20 protein-coding genes are annotated in these 18,923 nt (G+C 57.6%); 5 read left to right on the top strand and 15 right to left on the bottom strand.

The genetic code is table 11. The annotated features are described in order from the left end of the window. The 3 genes from htpX to AAC035_RS06635 form a co-directional block, all read right to left on the bottom strand. On the bottom strand, positions 1-530 hold a 530-nt coding region (gene htpX, locus AAC035_RS06645), incomplete at its 3' end, for a protease HtpX (RefSeq protein WP_339801583.1). A 78-nt stretch (positions 531-608) separates the two neighbouring features. Beyond that, positions 609-1,085, bottom strand: a complete 477-nt coding sequence (locus AAC035_RS06640; protein WP_339801580.1) for a hypothetical protein — start codon at positions 1,083-1,085, stop codon at positions 609-611. Positions 1,086-1,098: 13 nt separating this feature from the next. Continuing rightward, positions 1,099-2,310 carry a pyridoxal phosphate-dependent aminotransferase gene (locus AAC035_RS06635; protein WP_339801577.1) on the bottom strand — a complete coding sequence of 404 codons (1,212 nt, stop codon included), beginning with the start codon at positions 2,308-2,310 and terminating at the stop codon, positions 1,099-1,101. Between the two features lie 273 nt (positions 2,311-2,583). Between AAC035_RS06635 and AAC035_RS06630 the strand changes: the two genes are divergently transcribed. Together AAC035_RS06630 and AAC035_RS06625 are read left to right on the top strand one after the other, a co-directional pair. After that, positions 2,584-3,075, top strand: a complete 492-nt coding sequence (locus AAC035_RS06630) for a glutathione peroxidase (RefSeq protein ID WP_339801574.1) — start codon at positions 2,584-2,586, stop codon at positions 3,073-3,075. Then, positions 3,072-3,545 (top strand): MarR family transcriptional regulator, encoded by a 474-nt coding sequence (locus tag AAC035_RS06625; protein ID WP_339801571.1) that lies wholly within the window; start codon positions 3,072-3,074, stop codon positions 3,543-3,545. The genes AAC035_RS06630 and AAC035_RS06625 overlap by 4 nt, the downstream gene beginning before the upstream one ends. On the opposite strand, the gene AAC035_RS06620 is transcribed toward AAC035_RS06625, so the two are convergent. Next, positions 3,502-5,499: an ATP-binding protein gene (locus tag AAC035_RS06620; RefSeq protein WP_339801569.1), complete on the bottom strand. Its 1,998-nt coding sequence runs from the start codon at positions 5,497-5,499 to the stop codon at positions 3,502-3,504. The two genes, AAC035_RS06625 and AAC035_RS06620, sit on opposite strands and share 44 nt — an antisense overlap. A 51-nt stretch (positions 5,500-5,550) precedes the next feature. Continuing rightward, on the bottom strand, positions 5,551-6,324 hold the full coding sequence (locus tag AAC035_RS06615) for a hypothetical protein (protein ID WP_339801566.1): 774 nt from the start codon (positions 6,322-6,324) through the stop codon (positions 5,551-5,553). A gap of 226 nt (positions 6,325-6,550) precedes the next feature. Here AAC035_RS06615 and AAC035_RS06610 point away from each other — a divergent pair, with 226 nt between their 5' ends. Then, positions 6,551-7,573: a LysR family transcriptional regulator gene (locus AAC035_RS06610; RefSeq protein WP_339801563.1), complete on the top strand. Its 1,023-nt coding sequence runs from the start codon at positions 6,551-6,553 to the stop codon at positions 7,571-7,573. Here AAC035_RS06610 and AAC035_RS06605 read toward each other — a convergent pair. The 8 genes from AAC035_RS06605 to AAC035_RS06570 all read right to left on the bottom strand — a co-directional run bounded on the left by AAC035_RS06605 (position 7,562) and on the right by AAC035_RS06570 (position 14,633). Next, positions 7,562-8,536 carry a GNAT family N-acetyltransferase gene (locus AAC035_RS06605; RefSeq protein WP_339801560.1) on the bottom strand — a complete coding sequence of 325 codons (975 nt, stop codon included), beginning with the start codon at positions 8,534-8,536 and terminating at the stop codon, positions 7,562-7,564. The two genes, AAC035_RS06610 and AAC035_RS06605, sit on opposite strands and share 12 nt — an antisense overlap. Further along, a complete protein-coding gene (locus AAC035_RS06600) occupies positions 8,533-9,696 on the bottom strand; it encodes a cupin domain-containing protein (RefSeq protein WP_339801557.1) in 1,164 nt (387 codons plus the stop codon). Before AAC035_RS06600 ends, AAC035_RS06605 begins: the two co-directional genes overlap by 4 nt. Positions 9,697-9,698: 2 nt before the next feature. Then, a complete protein-coding gene (purB, locus tag AAC035_RS06595) occupies positions 9,699-11,066 on the bottom strand; it encodes an adenylosuccinate lyase (protein WP_339801554.1) in 1,368 nt (455 codons plus the stop codon). Between the two features lie 163 nt (positions 11,067-11,229). After that, complete coding sequence (gene hflD / locus AAC035_RS06590) at positions 11,230-11,895, bottom strand: high frequency lysogenization protein HflD (protein WP_339801551.1); 666 nt, start codon at positions 11,893-11,895, stop codon at positions 11,230-11,232. Continuing rightward, complete coding sequence (gene mnmA, locus AAC035_RS06585) at positions 11,892-13,058, bottom strand: tRNA 2-thiouridine(34) synthase MnmA (RefSeq protein WP_339801548.1); 1,167 nt, start codon at positions 13,056-13,058, stop codon at positions 11,892-11,894. Before mnmA ends, hflD begins: the two co-directional genes overlap by 4 nt. A 42-nt stretch (positions 13,059-13,100) precedes the next feature. Continuing rightward, positions 13,101-13,565, bottom strand: coding sequence for an NUDIX hydrolase (locus tag AAC035_RS06580; RefSeq protein WP_339801546.1), 465 nt, complete (start codon positions 13,563-13,565; stop codon positions 13,101-13,103). Further along, the gene (locus tag AAC035_RS06575; RefSeq protein WP_339801543.1) at positions 13,562-14,188 is read right to left on the bottom strand and encodes a pseudouridine synthase; all 627 of its coding nucleotides are present in this window, start codon (positions 14,186-14,188) and stop codon (positions 13,562-13,564) included. Before AAC035_RS06575 ends, AAC035_RS06580 begins: the two co-directional genes overlap by 4 nt. Positions 14,189-14,330: 142 nt before the next feature. Continuing rightward, on the bottom strand, positions 14,331-14,633 hold the full coding sequence (locus AAC035_RS06570) for a cold shock domain-containing protein (RefSeq protein WP_339801541.1): 303 nt from the start codon (positions 14,631-14,633) through the stop codon (positions 14,331-14,333). A 552-nt stretch (positions 14,634-15,185) separates the two neighbouring features. On the opposite strand from AAC035_RS06570, the gene clpS reads away from it, so the two are divergent. Both clpS and clpA read left to right on the top strand, forming a co-directional pair. Continuing rightward, positions 15,186-15,545, top strand: coding sequence for an ATP-dependent Clp protease adapter ClpS (gene clpS / locus AAC035_RS06565; RefSeq protein WP_339801539.1), 360 nt, complete (start codon positions 15,186-15,188; stop codon positions 15,543-15,545). Positions 15,546-15,567: 22 nt separating this feature from the next. Next, positions 15,568-17,838, top strand: coding sequence for an ATP-dependent Clp protease ATP-binding subunit ClpA (clpA, locus tag AAC035_RS06560; protein WP_339801537.1), 2,271 nt, complete (start codon positions 15,568-15,570; stop codon positions 17,836-17,838). A gap of 128 nt (positions 17,839-17,966) precedes the next feature. On the opposite strand, the gene infA is transcribed toward clpA, so the two are convergent. Together infA and AAC035_RS06550 are read right to left on the bottom strand one after the other, a co-directional pair. Next, on the bottom strand, positions 17,967-18,185 hold the full coding sequence (gene infA, locus AAC035_RS06555) for a translation initiation factor IF-1 (protein ID WP_008938619.1): 219 nt from the start codon (positions 18,183-18,185) through the stop codon (positions 17,967-17,969). Positions 18,186-18,296: 111 nt separating this feature from the next. Further along, positions 18,297-18,923, bottom strand: a 627-nt coding sequence (locus AAC035_RS06550; RefSeq protein WP_339801528.1) for an arginyltransferase, incomplete at its 5' end; no start/stop codon positions are given.

Here is an 18,923-nt window from a genome sequence, read left to right as displayed (position 1 = left end):
GAGCCGATGACCCGTGCCGCAAAAATCACAAAAGTGTTAACCACACCCTGGATAAGGGCGAGGGTAACCATGTCACCATTGGCAACGTGGCCGATTTCATGGCCAAGTACCGCGCGGATCTCTTCCTTGTCGAATCGTTGCAACAGGCCTTCACTGACCGCCACCAGTGCATCGTTCTTGTTCCAGCCAGTGGCAAACGCATTGGACTGGGTGGCCGGGAAAATGGCCACTTCCGGTGTTTTGATGCCGGCTTTTTTCGACAGTTCGGCAACCGTATCCACCAGCCAGCGTTCAGCAGGGGTGCGGGGCGACTCGATGACCTTCGCTCCGGTGGCCCGCTTGGCCATGAACTTTGACATCAGCAGGGAAATAAACGAGCCGGCGAAGCCAAAGACTGCCGCGAAAATGAGCAACGACTGATAGTTGATACCACTGCCGGCCAGGTAATGGTCCACGCCCAGCAGACGCAGGGTAATGCTGGCCACCAGAACGACAGCAATGTTGGTTGCCAGAAACAGCAGTATTCTCATGGTGTACTCCCGAGGGTGACAATGGCTTGCCCAGGATATCTGGTCATTTGCCCGCAATTTCAATCATCTGACAAGTATTTAATGGTTGCTGGCGGGACCCATGGGCTCATGGAAAAATGCTTCCCGCATCACCTTGCCGACCGTTGTTGCGCTGCCTTTATGAATGGCCTCCCGAAGCAGGTAGATAAAGGTGGACCGGTCTTCCATAAGCGAAGCGGAAACTGGCGGGGCCGACGCATTCAGCGTCAGGTCGGGGTGGATAGCCTCAGGTGCCGGCATGCTCAGGCGAACAAAAGCCCGCTGGGTCAGTACGGCCTGATCCAGTGCTTCCTGACGAATGGTGTCGATGTAGCGCAACAGACCCTCTTCCTGCAGCCACAGCAGCGCGCCGAAGCAGGCCTGGTGCCTGGGACTGTGAAGTCCGAACTCATCGGGATCATCCGGGCCCGCAATGTCTTCCACGAAGAGGTTGATGCGACGTGGAAACACACTGTAAAGCTGCAGCAGCGCTATAGCCGCGTCCCGGTAAAACTCCTCGATATGAATGTCGGGCAAACGTCCCTCCTTGTCAGCGCCAGTTGTTCAGAAAGCGGGCAAGGCGCCCCATGGCATCTTCCAGCGCGTCGACCCGGGGCAGGAACACGACCCGGAAGTGCTGACGGTCATCAATATTGAAGCCGGAACCCTGAACCAGCAGCATTTTCTCCTGCTGTAGCAGGTCGAGGACGAATTTTTCATCGTCATCAATCGGGTACATGGCCGGATCCAGTTTCGGGAACAGGTAGAGTGCGCCTTTGGGCTTCACGCAGCTGACCCCGGGAATGCTGTTGAGGAGTGACCAGGCCACTTCCCGCTGCTCGTAGAGCCGGCCCCCCGGCGCCACCAGGTCGTCAATGGACTGGTAACCGCCGAGTGCGGTCTGGATACCCAACTGCGCCGGTACGTTGGCACAAAGGCGCATTGAAGCCAGCATGTCGATGCCCTCAATAAGATCCTTGGCCTTATGTTTTGCACCGCTGATGATCAGCCAGCCGGAACGGTAGCCGGCCGCCCGGTAGTTCTTCGACAGGCCACTGTAGGTAAAGAACAGAACGTCGTCTGCCAGCGCCGCGGTGGATATGTGCTCTATGCCGTCGTACAGCACCTTGTCGTAGATTTCGTCCGACAGGATGATCAGGTTGTGCTGGCGGGCCATTTCGATAACTTCTGCCAGCAGCTCAGGCGGGTAGACTGCCCCTGTCGGGTTATTGGGGTTAATCAGTACAATGGCTTTGGTACGGCTGGTGATCTTGCGACGCATGTCGTCGAGATCCGGAAACCAGTCCTGCTGCTCGTCGCAGCGGTAGTGCACCGGCTTGCCGCTGGACAGGGTGACAGCCGCTGTCCACAGGGGGTAATCCGGCGCCGGTACCAGCACCTCATCACCGGTATTGAGCATTGCCTGCATGGACATGACAATCAGCTCACTGACACCATTGCCCAGGTAGATGTCATCGATATCGACCTTGTCGATGCCCCGTTGCTGGCAGTAATGCATGACCGCCTTGCGGGCAGAGAACAGGCCTTTGGATTCAACATAACCCTGGGCCTGATGCATGTTATAGATGATGTCCTGCTGGATTTCCTCGGGCACATCCAGCTCGAAGGCGGCGGGGTTACCGATGTTCAGCTTGAGCACCCGGTGGCCTTCTTCTTCGAGGCGACGGGCCTCACGCATAACCGGGCCGCGTATTTCGTAGCATACGTTATCCAGTTTGGCGGATTTTCTGTAATTCTGCATAGTCGCTGGGTTTCCCGAGGGTGAACGTGCCAGTCGTCAGTGACCGGCGGTGATACCGGTGCAAGCGGCTCTGACGCGTATCGATCGTTCGCTTGCAAAGCTCCATTCTAGCGGAGGGGCGGGTTAAAAAAACAGAGCATTTCTGTTGGAATTGTGATGAAAAATGGCAAATCGGACGGACACTTGGCTTAACAAGTGAGATTGTCGCTCAGCATTGCCTTGCGAATTAAGTTGTGGGCAATATAATTGGGTGAATTAACCAGGGAGCAGATTATGTCCGACAACAGCATTTACGGCATAGAGGTCACCGATATTAAAGGTCAGGCCCATCCGATGAGCGATTACAGCGGCAAGGTTCTGCTGATCGTCAATACCGCCAGCAAATGTGGGTTTACTCCCCAGTTCGAAGGTTTGCAGGTGTTGTACGATGAGCTCAACGACAAGGGGCTTGAAGTACTGGGGTTTCCCTGCAACCAGTTCCTGAGCCAGGACCCGGCGGATAACGATACTATCAGCCAGTTCTGCAGTCTCAACTACGGCGTCAGCTTTCCGATGTTCGCCAAAGTGGAGGTGAACGGCCCGGACACCCATCCACTGTTTGCCCTGCTGAAATCAGAAGCGAAAGGACTGATGGGATCAGAAAAAGTGAAGTGGAATTTCACCAAATTTCTGGTTGGCCGCAATGGGCAGGTGGTTCGCCGATACCCGCCCACCACCAAACCCGGGGCCATTCGCAAGGACATCGAGGAGCAGTTGCAGGCATGACCGAAGACCAGAACCCCCTGGCGCTGGATAACCAGCTCTGCTTTGCGCTCTATGCGCTGAACCGGGCGGTTACGGCCCGTTATCGTCCGTTGCTGGCAGACCTGTCACTGACCTATCCCCAGTACCTGGTGATGTTGGTTCTCTGGGAAGCGGACGCCCGGGGGCAGCAGGCACGGGTGTCAGAGATTGGCCAGCGTCTGCGGCTGGATTCCGGCACGCTGACGCCGTTGTTGCAGCGGCTTGAGCAACGGGGGCTGATCCGGCGCCAGCGTCGTTCTGACGATGAGCGCGTGGTTGAGGCCATTCTGACCGATGAAGGCCGTGAATTGCGCAGTCGTGCGGGCCAGGTGCCATTACAGTTACTGTGTGAGCTGGGGGAAGAGCCAGAGCAGATACTGGCCCTGAAGGATCAGCTGCGGAGTATGCTCAGCCGGCTGGAAGCGAGGGGATCCGGGATGCCCAGCGTCTGATGATCTCGTCCAGGAGCTGACGGCTGTACGGCTTGGTGATGTAGTCATCCATGCCGGCGGCGATGCAGGCTTCCTGATCGCCAGCCATGACATTGGCGGTCACGGCGATAATCGGCAAGTGCTGCCATTCAGGGTGCTGGCGGATTCTGCGGGTGGCTTCGTAACCGTCCATCACCGGCATCTGACAATCCATCAGAACCATGTCATAAGGCCTGGCGGCCAGCGCCGCCAGGGCGCGTTCGCCGTTCTCTGCGAGATCAACCTCGTGGCCGAGCTTCTGCAGCAGTGCAGAGGCGACAATCTGATTCACCCGGTTGTCTTCCACCAGCAGAATGCGGCAGTGGCGAGCCGGAAGCATGGTGTCGGTTGCCCTCCGGGCAGGAGTGATATCGGCCTTTGGGTTGCGGTCATGATCCGCCGTTAAAGGCAGTGTTACCACAAACCGGCTGCCCTCATTTTCGCTGGATGTAACGGTTATCTGGCCATGCATGTGTTCCACCAGCTGATAGCATAGTGAGAGCCCCAGCCCGGTGCCGCCGTAGCGGCGGGTGGTATCCGCGTTGGCCTGGGAGAAGGGTGTAAAGATCCGGTCAAGCTGATCTCCGGAAAGGCCAATGCCGGTATCGGCTACCACTATCCGGATACCGTCGTTTCCCGGTTCAATGGTTAATCTGATCTCCCCGATATCGGTAAACTTGATCGCGTTGGACAACAGGTTGTTGAGTATCTGCCGTATCCGAGTGGGATCGCCAAGATAGGCGTCTGCCAGCGTCGGGCTGAGATTCAGGTTAAAGTCGAGTCCCTTGCGGCGGGCCTGTTCCCGGTGCAGGGTGGCGCAGTCTCCCGCCAGTTCACGAAGATCAAACCGGATAACCTCCAGGCTCAGTTTGCCGGCCTCCACTTTGGAAATATCCAGAATGTCATTCAACAGGCTCAGCAGGCTCTGGCCGGCGGTCTGGGCAATGGCCAGCTGATGCCGCTGTGTCGGCTCAAGGTCACCCTCCAGGGCCAGCTCCAGCATCCCCAGAATGCCATTAAGCGGAGTTCTGATTTCGTGGCTCATGCTGGCCAGAAAACGGGCCCGCGACCGTGCCTTGTTAACGGCGTCTTCCTTGGCTTTGACCAGTGCCTTGTTGCCTCGCTGCAGGGCTTCATTTTTTTCAGAAATTTCCCGGGTGCGGTCTTCCACTTCCCGTTCCAGCGCCGTGGAGTAGTCTTTCATGCGGCTTTCCACTTGCCGCATTTGCACCAGGCTGGCTTCCACCGTTTCCAGGTGGCGGTTAATAATGCCAACCATGGTGCCGATCTCATCCCGCTCATGGCTCGGTGGTGTTGGCAACCGTGTTTTCTCCGGATCGTCCTTGGCCTGCTCCAGGGTTTCGATCACACGCAGAATGGGTTTGGTGAGCACAAAATAGAAAGCAAACAGCAGCAGTGCCGACAAAGCGAGGCTCTTGAAGAAGCCACTGACAATGGTAAACACGGCGCGATCGAGAAACTGCTGACCAAAATAACGGGGAGTGATGGTGAGCACCAGATCACCCAGTGGTATGTCTTGCAGTTCATTGACCTGAAGCGAGGCCTGATAGGTCCTGGTATCGCCAAACAGCAGGTCACTGATAACCGGATACCGGAAATCCGTACGTCCACCACTGGCAGCTGCAACCGTGCGCTGATTCGAATCCACAAGGCGGGCATCGATCACCGCCTTGTGGTGAAGCATGCCTTCCAGCAACTCACCGGCAAGCCGGGTATCGATGTTGTAAGCAATCTGTGACGCGGGGCTGTGGCTGATGTCCATCAGTGCATGGATATCCTGATCCATGTCGGTGAGAGCCCTGCGATAGTCGAGGCTGACCTGAATCAGATTAAGAAACAGCCCAAGCACCATGGCCAGTAACACTGTGTCCCGGGTCAGACGGTAGGAAAGCCGTGTCTTGAACAGATTGATCACAATCGGGTTATTCCTTGCCCTTCAATGAGAGGGCCAGTATGGCTGGCCTGCTCAGTCGTCGTAGTCGGCTTTTTTCTTCCAGGCATCGTCATGCAGGAAGCTGTCCCAGTCTTTGTCCAGCCGGTTTTGCTGTTCGGCAGAACGGGAGCTTTCACCGCTGGTGAGTTCGGTTTCCAACTCCCGGATGCGTTGCTTGAAGCTTTGCACAGCCTTCTGGGCAAGGGCATTCTCACTGGATTTCGCCATCTCGCTGGCGGCAAGGTGGTAGGCATGGATCGCCTTTCTCAGCTCGTTCTGGCGAATATGCTCCCTGGCCTGAAACACCTGCAGGTCGGCGTGAGTCTTGTGGATCAGAAACAGTACGTAACGCAGATGATTGCGGGCGCTGTTGGCAGGCAATTTTCCGGATTTGTGAAGAAATTCCACCAGTTTGAACAAACCCTGGAGCAGTTCCTTCACATAATTGGCCTTGTCAGGCGTGTCGATACGGATATCCGGGTGTTCGTCGGTACCCTCGACCACTTTCTGCTTTTCGCCAGTGACCTTGCCTAGCCAGTCGTTGACCGGCAGAGCGGACTTTTCCTGGGCCAGTTGCTGGCAGATTTCTTCCATACGGTGCAGCAGCAACAACTTGATATCCTTGTTCAGATACGGTGCTGGCAGCTCCTCATAGAGTCGGCGGGCGCGGTTGTAGGCGTCTTCCAGGGCGGTGACACGGCGCATTCGTTCGATTTTTGCCCGCTCTCGCATTTGGCTGAACACCACAATGACAACGGAAATAACAACAACACCGATGAGTAACAGAACAATGGTAGTGGTATCCATGAACGCGTGTACCGCTCCGCTGATAATTATTGGTTAGTATGACGTACGGATCAGCAAACACCAGGCGCCTTTCAGAAGCATTCCCGAAGACGAAACAGGCTATGCAAGTATCCGGAAGACTAGCAGAAAACTTCACAGGCTTCCGTTGCAATCTGTTACCGGTGATATAATTCCGGCTCTGCAGCTGAATGCTGATCCGAAACTGCTGTCCGCAAGGTGAGTGCTCATGGATATTTCCCGGGTTGATCTGAATCTGCTGGTCTATCTGGACGTGTTGCTGCGGGAGCGGAATGTCACCAAGGCGGCCAACCACCTGGGTATCACCCAGCCCGCCATGAGCAACGGCCTGCGGCGCTTGCGGGACCTGTTTGGCGATCCCTTGCTGGTACGCACCAGTGAGGGCATGAGCCCGACGGAACGGGCACTGGAACTGCAACCTCTGGTGCGCAATATTCTTTCGGATATCGAGCAGGCGGTGCAGGAGCATACGCCATTTTCCGCCCAGCAAAGCCAGCGGGTGTTCCGCATCATGGCCAGTGACTACGCCGAATCCTGCCTGATGCCCCGGGTACTGCGGCGGCTCCGGCAGGAGGCTCCCAACGTCATTCTGGACGTACTGACGCCCAGTGATGTCAGCTTTCAGGACGTAGAGCAGGGCCGTCTCGATATGGCCATCAACCGGTTTGACAAAATTCCCCAGTCGTTCCACCAGAAAACCCTGTGGATCGAGTATTTTGCCTGTCTGATGAACCGGCGAAATCCCATTCTGAAAGACCCCTTTACCCTTGACAGTTACCTGAACGCGAGTCATATCTGGGTCAGTAAAACCGGTTTTGGCGTTGGTGTGGGGGTGAATCCGAAGGATGTTCAGCGCCTCGGGTGGGTCGATGAAGCTCTGGGGCTGATGGGCAGAAAACGCCACATTTCGGTGTTTACCCGGCACTATCAGGTGGCGATGCTGTTGGCCGAACAGCACGATCTGATTGCGACCCTGCCCAGCCGGGCCGCCTGGTTACAACGGGAAAACCAGAACCTGATGATCAAGCCGCCACCCTTCGATATTCCGCCGTTCGAGCTGAAAATGGCCTGGAGCCCGCTGTTGCAGCACAACGCTGATCACCAGTGGCTGCGGCGGCTGGTGACGGAAGTGGCAGAGGAGGTGGACGAAGAGTTTGCTGATTTCGGCGGCCAGTTCGAGGCGGAGTTCGGTATTGATCGTCAGCCCCGGGCCGGTCATTCAGATCGGTAGTTCCCTCAGCTCCAGCGAGGGTCGGGCGCTGTCCCACATGCGCTGGAACTGTTCTGCCAGGAGTTTGACCCGGCCGCTGTCGGCAAAGTTGGCGAAACCCTCTGGCCGGTCGAAGCGATGGCGCACCAGAATGCCTTCCCGGTCTGCCAGCATGAACGGACGTTCCTCCAGGGGATAATCGGGGTTCACCAGGCGCAGGCTGATGTGGCTTGGCAGCCGGCGCATCAGTTCCACCAGTTGGTGGCGGCGTTTGACCAGTGGCTTGTCGTCATGGATCAGCAGACGCACTTCGCTGATGCGGTGACGGCGGGGGAGCAGAGACAGAATGTCGCGGAATCGTTGCCGGTCATACAGGTCGTGATCCAGCAGGCGATCGTAAAGCCAGAGCCGGTGAACCGCCTGGCCCGCCAGTGAATCCATCAGTGCCGGCACGGACTGCTCCTGCTCAATCAGCCAGCTTTGGTCATCCTTGCCCAGCATCATGGGTCTGTCGCGGACAGGTGTCTGTGCCAGGGCGGCTGTAACCAGGGTTGGTGCCAGACAGCGCATGCTGTAATGGGGGATGCCCGCATCCTCATACTGATCGGAGCAGACATGAAATCCGTTGCGCTGGTAAAAGGGCACTGCATGGTGCTGGGCAGAAAGCTGAAGGTCGTCCACCTCAGCGGCGGCGTCCTGCATCACCCGCCGCAATAACGCCTGTCCGGCGCCTTTGCCCCGGTACTGCGGAAGTACCGCCATGCGGCCGATATGAGCGGTGTCGTCAAGGGTTGAAATGACTCTGGCAACGGCGATCGGCGTATTGTCCGGCAACACCGCCAGGTAATGGTCGGCGAGCTCATCGGTGTCGTCCCACTCCAGCTCCAGTGGCACCTTCTGTTCTTCAACAAAGACCCGGTGCCGGATCTCGCGCACCGCTGCCGGAGCCAGTTGCCAGGAATATTTACGGAATCTCGGAGTCATTCGAAATACACACTGCCCTGATTGTGCAATACGGTTAACAGTTCGGCCAGAGTATCGTCCGCGCACAGCGCCAGCAGCGCCTGCTGATCTGGCCGGCTAGCGGCACAAAGTACCTGCGCCAGCGGACGTGCATCGCCACTGAGCAGGTATCTGTCGCCGTCCACAAACAGCGCCGTCTGCTGTTCCAACCCGGTATAGGCGAAGCGGGAGCCTTCGTTCCAGCGCAGGATGGCACCGCTCGCCAGCCAGGATTTTAGCTCATCTGCCTGCATCGGTTGTTCGGCGGGCATCACAATGTCGGCATTTTTCGGGGCTGTGCTGAACTGGCCGAACCAGAGTGCCAGCTGACGGGGATTGTCGATCTGATCGACAATCAGTGAGCGTAGTTGTTCAAGTACCTGCGGTTGTATCTCGCCAGGGTTGTCCGGCAGTTCCGGGTTCAGGTCCGGAAGATGGCCATCCACCGGCGTTTCGCTGCAGAGAAAGTCGGTAAACCCTGTGAGCAGGTCATCGGTGGTCGGCGCCCGGAAGCCGACAGAGAGCGTGATACATTCGTCTTCGGCGATACCGTGATGGCCAATTCCCGGCGGCACGTAGAGCATGTCACCCGGGGCAAGAACCACGGTCTCTTCCGCCTGCCAGTCACTGAGTATACGCAGTGGGGTGCCCTCAAGCCGGGGCGAGCCGGCGTCGCAGCGGCCGCCGAACTGCCAGCGTCGGTGCCCCTGGGCCTGCAGCAGGAACACATCATACTGGTCGTAGTGAGGGCCAACGCTGCCGCCGGGCGGGGCGTAGCTGGCCATGATGTCGTCCAGGCGCCAGTTGGGCACGAAACGGAAATGGTCCAGAATGTCGGCGATCTCCGGTACCCAGTGGTCCAGCCCCTGAACCAGCAGGGTCCAGTTGCCGGCGGGAGGGCTGGTGAGCTGTTCCGGAGTAAACGGGCCGTTGTGGAGTTGCCAGGGCGCGCCGTTTTCCTGCTCCACGATCAGCCTGGATTCCACCGATTCCTCACAGGCCAGGCCGGCCAGTTCATCCGCACTGACCGCACACTCGAAATCCACGAAGGCCTGGCGGATCACCAGAGGTTTCTTCTGCCAGTAGTCCCGCAGGAATACGTCCGCCGCAAGGCCACCGGGAAGCTCTGTAATTGTGGCCACAGTTACAGAGCCTCTGCCTGTTCTGCTGCGTTGCCGGTGTAGCCCGCGGGCGTCAGGGCCATCAGCTCGGTTTTGGCAGACTCGGGGATGTCCAGGGTCTGCACAAAATTGCGGATCAGCTCTGGTGACATGTCTTTGCCGCGGGTGAGTTCTTTCAGTTTTTCGTAGGGCTTTTCAATATTGTAACGGCGCATGACCGTCTGGATCGGCTCAGCCAGTACTTCCCAGGCGTTGTCCAGGTCCCCGTCAAGGCGGGCCGGATTCAGCTCCAGCTTGCCGAGGCCCTTGAGGGTGGCCTCGTAGGCGATCAGGCTGTGGGCAAAGCCAACCCCCAGGTTTCGCAGCACGGTGGAGTCGGTCAGATCCCGCTGCCAGCGGGAAACCGGCAGCTTGGAGCCCAGATGCGCCATGATGGCATTGGCGATACCGAGATTGCCCTCTGAATTTTCGAAGTCTATCGGATTGACCTTGTGGGGCATGGTGGATGATCCGATCTCACCGGCCACGGTCTTCTGCTTGAAGTAGCCAAGGGAAATGTAACCCCAGACGTCCCGGTCCAGATCCAGCAGGATGGTGTTGAAACGGGCCACAGCGTCAAACAGTTCCGCAATGTAATCATGAGGCTCGATCTGGGTAGTGTAAGGGTTCCAGGCCAGGCCCAGGCTTTCCACAAACTCCCGCGCGGTTGCGGCCCAGTCAATATCCGGATAGGCGCTGAGGTGTGCGTTGTAGTTGCCGACGGCGCCATTGATCTTGCCCAACAGTTCCACCTGACGGATCTGATCGAGCTGGCGCTGCAACCGGTAGGCCACGTTGGCCAGCTCTTTGCCTACCGTCGAGGGCGACGCGGTCTGGCCATGGGTGCGCGACAGCATCGGCTGGCGAGCGTGCTCATGAGCCAGTACCGTGATGCGTTCGAGGACCTGTGTCATGGCCGGAAGCAGGCCATTTTCAAGGCCTTCCTGCAGCATCAGCGCGTGAGACAGGTTGTTGATGTCTTCCGAGGTGCACGCAAAATGCACGAATTCGGTGATGGCATGAAGTTCCGGAACCGGGGCAATACGTTCCTTGATGAAATATTCGACCGCCTTCACATCATGGTTGGTGGTGCGCTCGATGGATTTGATCTGCTCGGCATCGGCCAGGCTGAAATTCTCCACCAGGGTGTCCAGGGCATCGTTGGCGGCAACAGACAGTGCCGGAACTTCCACGATCCCGGGGTGGGCGGCCAGTTTCTGCAGCCAGCGGATCTCGACCTTGACCCGGTTGCGGATCAACCCGTATTCGCTGAATATTTCCCGAAAAACGGACACCTTGCTGCCGTATCGTCCGTCAACCGGGGAAATGGCTGTCAGGCTGGTGAGTTCCATCAGAAAAAACCTCATTAGCAGGGCAGGACCACCAGAGCGGACACGACCAGGTGGCCGCTGACGGGTGACATCCTGCAGATTGAATCAATTGGGCGCTATGATACACCAGCCGGGGCGGGAGATCAGTGCAACGGTTGTTTGTGGTTCGCTGGTTGTCACGCGGTTATCGGTGCGATGAGTCGTCACTGTGATAAACCGCCTGGTTGGCTTGCTCGGACAGGGCCCGGGCCACGGCAATGAGTTTGCGCCGGCGTACTATCAGTTGCCAGCGACGGCCACCGGTCTGGCGCCAGAGTACCGCCGAACGAATCCCGGACAGCAGCAGGGCACGCACTTTGGCCGCGTTTTCTTCTTGCTGAAGTACATTGGGATCACCCGTGACCTGGATCCTGAGGCGAAAGGTGCTGATGGTGTCGGCGTAAACCGAGGCCAGGTTGCCGATCAGGTTGCTGTGGCGATAGCCGAAATGGCTGGCGGTGTGCCGGGCCTGATCAATCCGCTCGCCGATGGCAGACAGCATGTCGGGATTACGGTTGAGCCCCGACTCCAGCTGGATCAGGTTCAGGCTGTAGCGCAGGACGTCCATGTCCTGTTGTCGGTTCTGGTTGCCCAGAATCTTGACCATGGCATCGAGACCTTCCCGCAGATTGCGCAGTTCACCGCCATAGACCTCAAGCGTGTTTGCCGGGTTGGTGGCAAACAGGGATTTGAGACTGGTTTCCAGACTGGTATCGGCGCAGCGGCCCTGATGTGCCAGCTGGCTGACCAGAGTCGCGGCCTGAAACACGCCGGCGAGCGCCAGCACCTGGTCTTCGATACGCTTGCTCAAAGGCCTGCTGCTCCAGCGGTTGCGGTTTGAAGATCCGGAATGGCCTGGTCGTCCCGCCAGGTTTGCTCGATAACGCCACCACCGAGACAGATTTCGCCATCGTAAAACACCACCGATTGCCCTGGCGTGACGGCGCGCTGCGCATTATCAAAAACCACGCGGCACTGATCGCCGAGGACCTCCACCGTGCAGGCCTGGTCCGGCTGCCGGTAACGGGTTTTGGCGGTACAGCGGAAGCTGCTGGCGGGCGGTTCGCCGGCTACCCAGTCGACCGGGCCACTGTTCAGCCCACGGGAGAACAGCAATGGGTGGTTCTTGCCCTGGACCGCAATCAGCAGATTGCGGTCCAGGTCTTTGCCGGCCACGTACCAGGGCTCGTCACCGAAATTGCTGAGGCCGCCAATGCCAAGGCCCTGACGCTGTCCCATGGTGTGGTACATCAGTCCCTGGTGGCGGCCGATCACCTGGCCTTCCGGGGTTTCGATGTCGCCGGGCTGGGCTGGCAGGTATTGCTTCAGGAAATCAGTGAACTTGCGCTCACCAATAAAGCAGATGCCGGTTGAATCCTTTTTGTCGTGGGTGACGAAGCCCTGGGCTTCCGCAATCCGGCGAACTTCCGGTTTTTCCAGCTCGCCCACGGGGAACAGGGTCCGTGCGATACGGTCTCCGGATACTGCGTGCAGGAAGTAGCTCTGGTCCTTGTTGGGATCGAGCCCCTTGAGCAGCTGCGCTTTACCCGGTTGATGGCTGACCGGGCGCTGGCGTGTGTAGTGGCCGGTGGCAATATAGTCGGCGCCCAGAGTGATGGCATAATCCAGAAAGGCCCGGAATTTGACTTCCTTGTTGCACAGAATGTCAGGATTCGGAGTGCGTCCTGCCCGGTATTCACCCAGAAAATGCTCGAACACCCGATCCCAGTATTCCGCTGCAAAGCTGGCGGTGTGCAGGGTTATACCCATGGCGTCAGCCACGTCCTGTGCATCCGCCAGATCGGTCATGGCGGTGCAGTACTCGGTGCCGTCGTCCTCCTCCCAGTTTTTCATGAACAGGCCTTCGACCTGATAACCCCGGGATTTCAGCAGCCAGGCAGCAACGGAGGAATCAACACCGCCGGACATGCCGACAATAACGCGGGTCTGTTCAGGAGCTTTATCCAGAGACATCACACATTCCGGTTCAGAGCTTGAGTGGAGAGCGGCATTGTATCACCGGCGTCGCACTGACGCTTCCGGCTCTACGATCACCTCAAGCGGAAAGCGCCGGCCATTTCGGTAATCCAGTATGCATTCCAGCACCATGGGGCTGCGCAACCGGTGTTCCCGCTCCCGGATTTCCTCAAGAGTCAGCCAGTGGGCGGCGATGATGCCGTCGTCCAGCTGATCGGTAATTTTTTGCAAAGGCGTGGCAACAAAGCAGAACCGGAAATAGGTGACACCGTTGGCCGGTGCGATATAGCGGTACATGCCCAGAAAGGCACTGGGTTCAACCTGCCAGCCGGTTTCTTCCAGGGTTTCCCGGCGGGCCGCCGCCAGCACCGATTCACCTTCCTCAATGTGGCCGGCGGGTTGATTGAACACGATCAGGCCATTGCTGCGTTCTTCCACCAGCAGAAAGCGGCCAGCTGAATCTTCGCTGATCACGGCGACGGTGGCGTGAGGTTTCCAGGTCATGATTGGTGAGCTCTGCGTATACCGGGACGCCGTTCTGTTCGCCGGGGTCGTGCGCCCGGGCGGCCGGAGGGTCCGGGCAAGTGAACCGTCAGGGTTTTTGATTGCCCCGGTTTCAGATTGTCGATAGACCAGTCGCCGATCCGGTAGCGGATCAGTCGCAGGGTCGGGAAGCCTGCAGCCGCCGTCATTCGTCTTATCTGACGGTTACGGCCTTCGTACAGCGTCAGTTCCAGCCAGGACGTGGGCACAGACTGCCGTTCACGAACCGGCGGGTGCCTTGGCCACAGATCGTCGGGCGCGGGCATGCTGCGGGCTTTGGCCGGGCGGGTGATACCGTCTTTCAGGGGAATACCGGTTTCAAGCTGCCTGAGGGCTTCCGGGGTGACAATGCCTTCTACCTGAACCCAGTAGGTTTTGGCCATCTTGAGTTCCGGTGAGGCGATGCGGTGCTGAAGCGTACCGTCGTCGGTCAGCAACACCAGGCCCTCGGAGTCATAGTCCAGCCGCCCGGCCGGATAAACGCCGGCCTGGCTGACCAGCGGGGCGAGCGTGGCCCGACCCCGGGGATCAGTGAACTGACAGAGAGTATTGAAAGGTTTGTTGAGCAATATAAGGGTCGCCATCCCCGGAGTTTACCAGAACCGGTTCCGCATGGGTGCAGACAGAGCGGCGCTGATAAATTCCGGCTTCAGCCTCAGTTACACTCCGGGTCTGGTCCCGGTTTTTACCGCCGGTTTTGCCGGCGGTTGCAGCGATGACTCCGGGCTAACCGTTCATCATCCGCACCACGTTACTGGTCCGTGAGTGGTTTTCGTTGTCAGAGTTGTCGTCCTGGCTTTCTGTTTGCGATGAACTGGCCGACTGCGTGTCCGGAACAATATTCACAGCATGAATGCCCTTGTCACCGGGTTTCTTTTCGAAGGTTACGGGCTGGCCTGCCTTGAGGGTTTTGTAACCCTCCATCTGTACCGAGGAAAAGTGGGCAAACAGATCATCACTGCAGCCCTCTTCGATAATGAAGCCATAACCCTTGGCGTTATTGAACCACTTTACTTTGCCCTTTGGCATGATGAACTCCCTTGTTCTGTCATTATCTGTGTCGGTCCATGGCGGCAACGCCGGTCGAACCGGCCTGATGTTGCTGACGGGCCCTGGTGCGGAATGCCGAGAAAATTCCGGAATCCAGGCACCATGCACCGCGTGTCACGATAGTCGTTGTAGTAGATTGACCTCCAGGCATTCCAAACCATTCGAAAGCCTGGCCGGCCTGTCGTTTTACACAATTTTACATTGCACTTCTAACTCTTGACCAAACCTTGGCGCTAGTCAAGGGTGAGAAGGCGAGAATCCACAATTACGCACATTAACTGCAGATATCGGCAGCAGGTCGAGAATTATCCTGGACACATTTCCGCCGGGGCTTCGTATACCCCTGCAGCGGATGGTGAGCCGGCCGGATGACTGTCGCCGGAGGGGTAGAGGCTGTATCATGAGAGCAACACCGGAGGCGAAACGGCATCAATGGTCGAAAGATTGCACTCGCGGTGCGAGTCATGCACTTGAATTCTCGCCTCCTTACATCCATTTATGTCACAGAAACCGACATCCGGTGACACAATCATGCGGACACACAGAAAATCTCTACTAGTATTGAGTCAGGGGGACCAGGAACAACCGGGTCGCCAGGATGATCTGAGCGTCGCGCCGGCGAAGCCGGCACTGAAAAGGCCGGCCAGATACCGGGTGGTGCTCCTTAACGACGACTACACACCGATGGATTTTGTTGTTGAGGTGTTGATGACATTCTTCGGTATGAATGAAGAAAAGGCGACGCAGGTGATGCTGCTCGTCCATACGCAAGGAAAGGCCGTATGTGGGGTGTATACCCATGACATCGCTGAGACCAAAGCAGCCCAGGTGAATCAGTATTCCTCGGAATGTGATCACCCACTGCTCTGCGAGATTGAACGTGCGGACTGATTGACCTTTTGCGGGGTGGCCCATGCTAAGCAAAGACCTTGAAATTACGCTGAACGCCGCGTTCCGGAATGCCCGGGACAAGCGTCATGAATTCATGACAGTTGAGCATCTTCTGCTGGCATTGCTGGACAATGATTCAGCAGTGGGCGTCCTGAAAGCCTGCGGAGCAGACCTGCAGCGACTGCAGGAAGAGCTCACCGATTTTGTCGACTCCACAACCCCACTGATTCCAGGCAGTGACAGCGAACGTGAAACCCAGCCAACGCTGGGCTTTCAGCGGGTGCTACAACGGGCTGTGTTCCACGTACAGTCCTCTGGCAAGAAAGAGGTGACCGGTGCCAATGTGCTGGTTGCGATCTTCAGTGAGCAGGAAAGTCAGGCTGTGTATCTGCTGAAGAAGCAGAGTATTGCCCGGATTGACGTGGTCAACTTTGTTTCTCATGGCATTTCGAGAGTCCAGGGCAACGACGAAGGCGACAGTCATGAACAGGCAGCTCAGGAAGAAGCCGGCGAAGAGGGCAGTTCCAATCGTCCTCTGGAAGCATATGCGACCAATCTGAATGAGCAGGCCCGTCAGGGTCGGATCGATCCGCTGATCGGGCGAGAGCACGAAGTGGAGCGGGTGGTCCAGATACTGGTACGGCGTCGCAAGAACAATCCGTTGCTGGTGGGTGAGGCAGGGGTCGGTAAAACGGCCATTGCCGAAGGGCTTGCCCGGCGCATTGTTGATGGCCAGGTGCCGGAGATCATCTCCGATGCGGTGGTCTACTCGCTGGATCTGGGCGCCTTGCTGGCCGGAACCAAATACCGCGGTGATTTCGAGAAGCGCCTGAAAGGGCTGTTGTCCGAACTCAAGAAAGAGAAGCGGGCCATTCTGTTTATCGATGAAATCCATACCATCATCGGAGCCGGTTCGGCCTCCGGTGGCGTCATGGATGCGTCGAATCTGCTCAAGCCCATGCTGGGGTCCGGTGAGATCCGTTGCATTGGTTCGACCACGTTCCAGGAATTCCGGGGCATTTTCGAGAAAGACAGTGCCCTTGCGCGTCGTTTCCAGAAAATCGACGTCAACGAACCCAGCGTTGAGGATACCTACCAGATCCTCAAGGGCCTCAAGCCCCATTTTGAAAAGCATCATGACCTCAAGTACTCGGACAAGGCATTGCGGGTAGCGGCAGAATTGGCTGATCGCTACATTACCGACCGCCATCTGCCCGACAAGGCCATTGATGTGATCGATGAGGCAGGTGCCCGTCAGCGTCTGCTGCCCGAGGCCAAGCGCAGAAGAGTCATCGGCGTGGCCGCCATCGAGGAAGTGGTGGCCACCATTGCCCGTATTCCGCCGAAGAACGTATCTACCAGCGACAAGGATCTGCTCAGAAATATTGAGCGGGATCTCAAGATGGTGGTGTTCGGTCAGGATAAGGCCATTGAAAGCCTGGCCACATCCATCAAGCTGGCGCGGGCCGGACTCAAGTCCCCCGAGAAGCCTGAGGGTGCGTTCCTGTTTGCCGGCCCTACCGGTGTTGGCAAAACAGAGGTGACCCGCCAGCTTGCCAAGGTGCTGGGTATCGAGCTGGTTCGCTTTGACATGTCGGAATACATGGAGCGGCATACCGTTTCCAGGCTGATTGGTGCGCCTCCGGGTTATGTGGGCTTTGATCAGGGCGGCCTGCTGACGGAATCCGTCAACAAGCATCCGCACTGCGTGCTCTTGCTGGATGAGATCGAAAAGGCGCATCCGGAAGTCTTTAACCTGCTGCTGCAGGTGATGGACCACGGTACCCTGACCGACAACAATGGTCGCAAGGCGGATTTCCGCCATGTCATTCTGGTCATGACCACCAATGCCGGCGCCCAGGATATCAGTCGTCGCTCCATTGGCTTTAATGAGCAGGATCACACGACCGATGGCATGGAGGTGATCAACAAGATGTTTACCCCTGAGTTCCGCAACCGACTGGACTCCATCATCCAGTTTGGTGATCTGAAACCGGAAACCATCACCCACGTTGTCGACAAGTTCCTTACGGAACTTCAGGCCCAGCTTGATGAGAAGCGGGTGGTGCTGCACGTGGACGATGACGCCAAGCTGTGGCTGGCGGAGCTGGGTTACGATCCGGCCATGGGTGCCCGTCCGATGGCGCGCCTGATTCAGGAGAAAATCAAGAGGCCGCTGGCTGAGCAGATATTGTTCGGTGCCCTGTCTGAAGGTGGTGGTGAGGTTAACGTTCACCTCAAGGACGGTGAGCTGGTGTTCGAATACGAAAGCGAGCCCGCAGAAGCGGTCTGAGCAAGTCGTAGCACCGTAGCCACAAACAAAAGCCCCGCACATGGCGGGGCTTTTTTATGGCCGCCTGATCTGCTCAGTGGGCGGCCTGGTGGGGGCGATGCAGTGGCTCCCCTTACGGCATGAGCCGTTTAGCGGGCACGGTAAACAATGCGGCCCTTGCTCAGGTCGTAGGGAGTCAGCTCAACCTTGACCTTGTCGCCGGTCAGAATACGAATATAGTTTTTGCGCATCTTGCCGGAGATATGTGCAGTCACCACGTGGCCATTGCTTAGCTCGACACGGAACATGGTGTTGGGAAGCGTATCAACAATAACGCCTTCCATTTCAATGACATCTGATTTTGCCATTCAGTAAAAACCTCTCTTGGAATGTGGTTCCGGATTCTGGAATTGCGCAATTCTGCCTGATTTGCACGGCTTTGGCAAAAAACAGACGAAATTTCGGCATCAGCCAGGGGATTACCCTGGCTCCGGGGTGTCTGGTTGAAAGGGCGTCCAGTGTCCGTCCTGAAAGGCTTCCAGGGGCCTGAAGCGGGTTTTGTAGTTCATCTTCCGGCACTGGGATATCCAGTAGCCCAGGTAGACCCAGTCAAGATCCCGCCGCCGGGCTTCATCAATCTGCCACAGAACGGCCAGTGTACCGAGGCTGCGGTGCTCCTGCTCCGGATCAAACATGGTATAGATGGCCGACAAACCGTCGTTAAGGCCGTCAATGACCGCGAGTCCCAGCAGCTGGTCGCCAAGGTTCATTTCCAGGAACCAGGTTTCTGTGGCGCCTTCCACAAGAAACGAGGAAAACTGCTCCCTGGAAGGGGGGAACATATCACCATCGGCATGGCGCTCGCCGATGTAGCGGGCATAAAGATCGTAATAGCGTTCGGTGAAGACCGCAGGCACCAGTCTGAAGGTGAGATCCCGGTTTTTGTTCCAGACCCGGCGCTGACTGCGATCAGGCCGGAACTCCCGGCAATCCAGCCGTACCGGTATGCAGGCATTGCAATGATCACAGTGGGGGCGATAGTAATGGGAGCCACTGCGGCGAAAGCCCAGAGCGGTCAGTTGCGAGTACAGTCGTTTGTCGACCTC

This window comes from uncultured Marinobacter sp. (assembly GCF_963974375.1).
Taxonomy (GTDB): Bacteria; Pseudomonadota; Gammaproteobacteria; order Pseudomonadales; family Oleiphilaceae; genus Marinobacter.
This window is presented reverse-complemented; position numbering and strand designations above follow the sequence as displayed.

Excerpts from the sequence above, each read along its gene's own strand:
- AAC035_RS06635 (WP_339801577.1), bottom strand. The coding sequence starts at position 2,310 with ATGCAGAATTACAGAAAATCCGCCAAACTGGATAACGTATGCTACGAA.
- AAC035_RS06630 (WP_339801574.1), top strand. The coding sequence starts at position 2,584 with ATGTCCGACAACAGCATTTACGGCATAGAGGTCACCGATATTAAAGGT.
- AAC035_RS06625 (WP_339801571.1), top strand. The coding sequence starts at position 3,072 with ATGACCGAAGACCAGAACCCCCTGGCGCTGGATAACCAGCTCTGCTTT.
- AAC035_RS06615 (WP_339801566.1), bottom strand. The coding sequence starts at position 6,324 with ATGGATACCACTACCATTGTTCTGTTACTCATCGGTGTTGTTGTTATT.
- AAC035_RS06610 (WP_339801563.1), top strand. The coding sequence starts at position 6,551 with ATGGATATTTCCCGGGTTGATCTGAATCTGCTGGTCTATCTGGACGTG.
- AAC035_RS06605 (WP_339801560.1), bottom strand. The coding sequence starts at position 8,536 with ATGACTCCGAGATTCCGTAAATATTCCTGGCAACTGGCTCCGGCAGCG.
- purB (WP_339801554.1), bottom strand. The coding sequence starts at position 11,066 with ATGGAACTCACCAGCCTGACAGCCATTTCCCCGGTTGACGGACGATAC.
- mnmA (WP_339801548.1), bottom strand. The coding sequence starts at position 13,058 with ATGTCTCTGGATAAAGCTCCTGAACAGACCCGCGTTATTGTCGGCATG.
- AAC035_RS06580 (WP_339801546.1), bottom strand. The coding sequence starts at position 13,565 with ATGACCTGGAAACCTCACGCCACCGTCGCCGTGATCAGCGAAGATTCA.
- AAC035_RS06575 (WP_339801543.1), bottom strand. The coding sequence starts at position 14,188 with ATGGCGACCCTTATATTGCTCAACAAACCTTTCAATACTCTCTGTCAG.
- AAC035_RS06570 (WP_339801541.1), bottom strand. The coding sequence starts at position 14,633 with ATGCCAAAGGGCAAAGTAAAGTGGTTCAATAACGCCAAGGGTTATGGC.
- clpS (WP_339801539.1), top strand. The coding sequence starts at position 15,186 with ATGCGGACACACAGAAAATCTCTACTAGTATTGAGTCAGGGGGACCAG.
- clpA (WP_339801537.1), top strand. The coding sequence starts at position 15,568 with ATGCTAAGCAAAGACCTTGAAATTACGCTGAACGCCGCGTTCCGGAAT.
- infA (WP_008938619.1), bottom strand. The coding sequence starts at position 18,185 with ATGGCAAAATCAGATGTCATTGAAATGGAAGGCGTTATTGTTGATACG.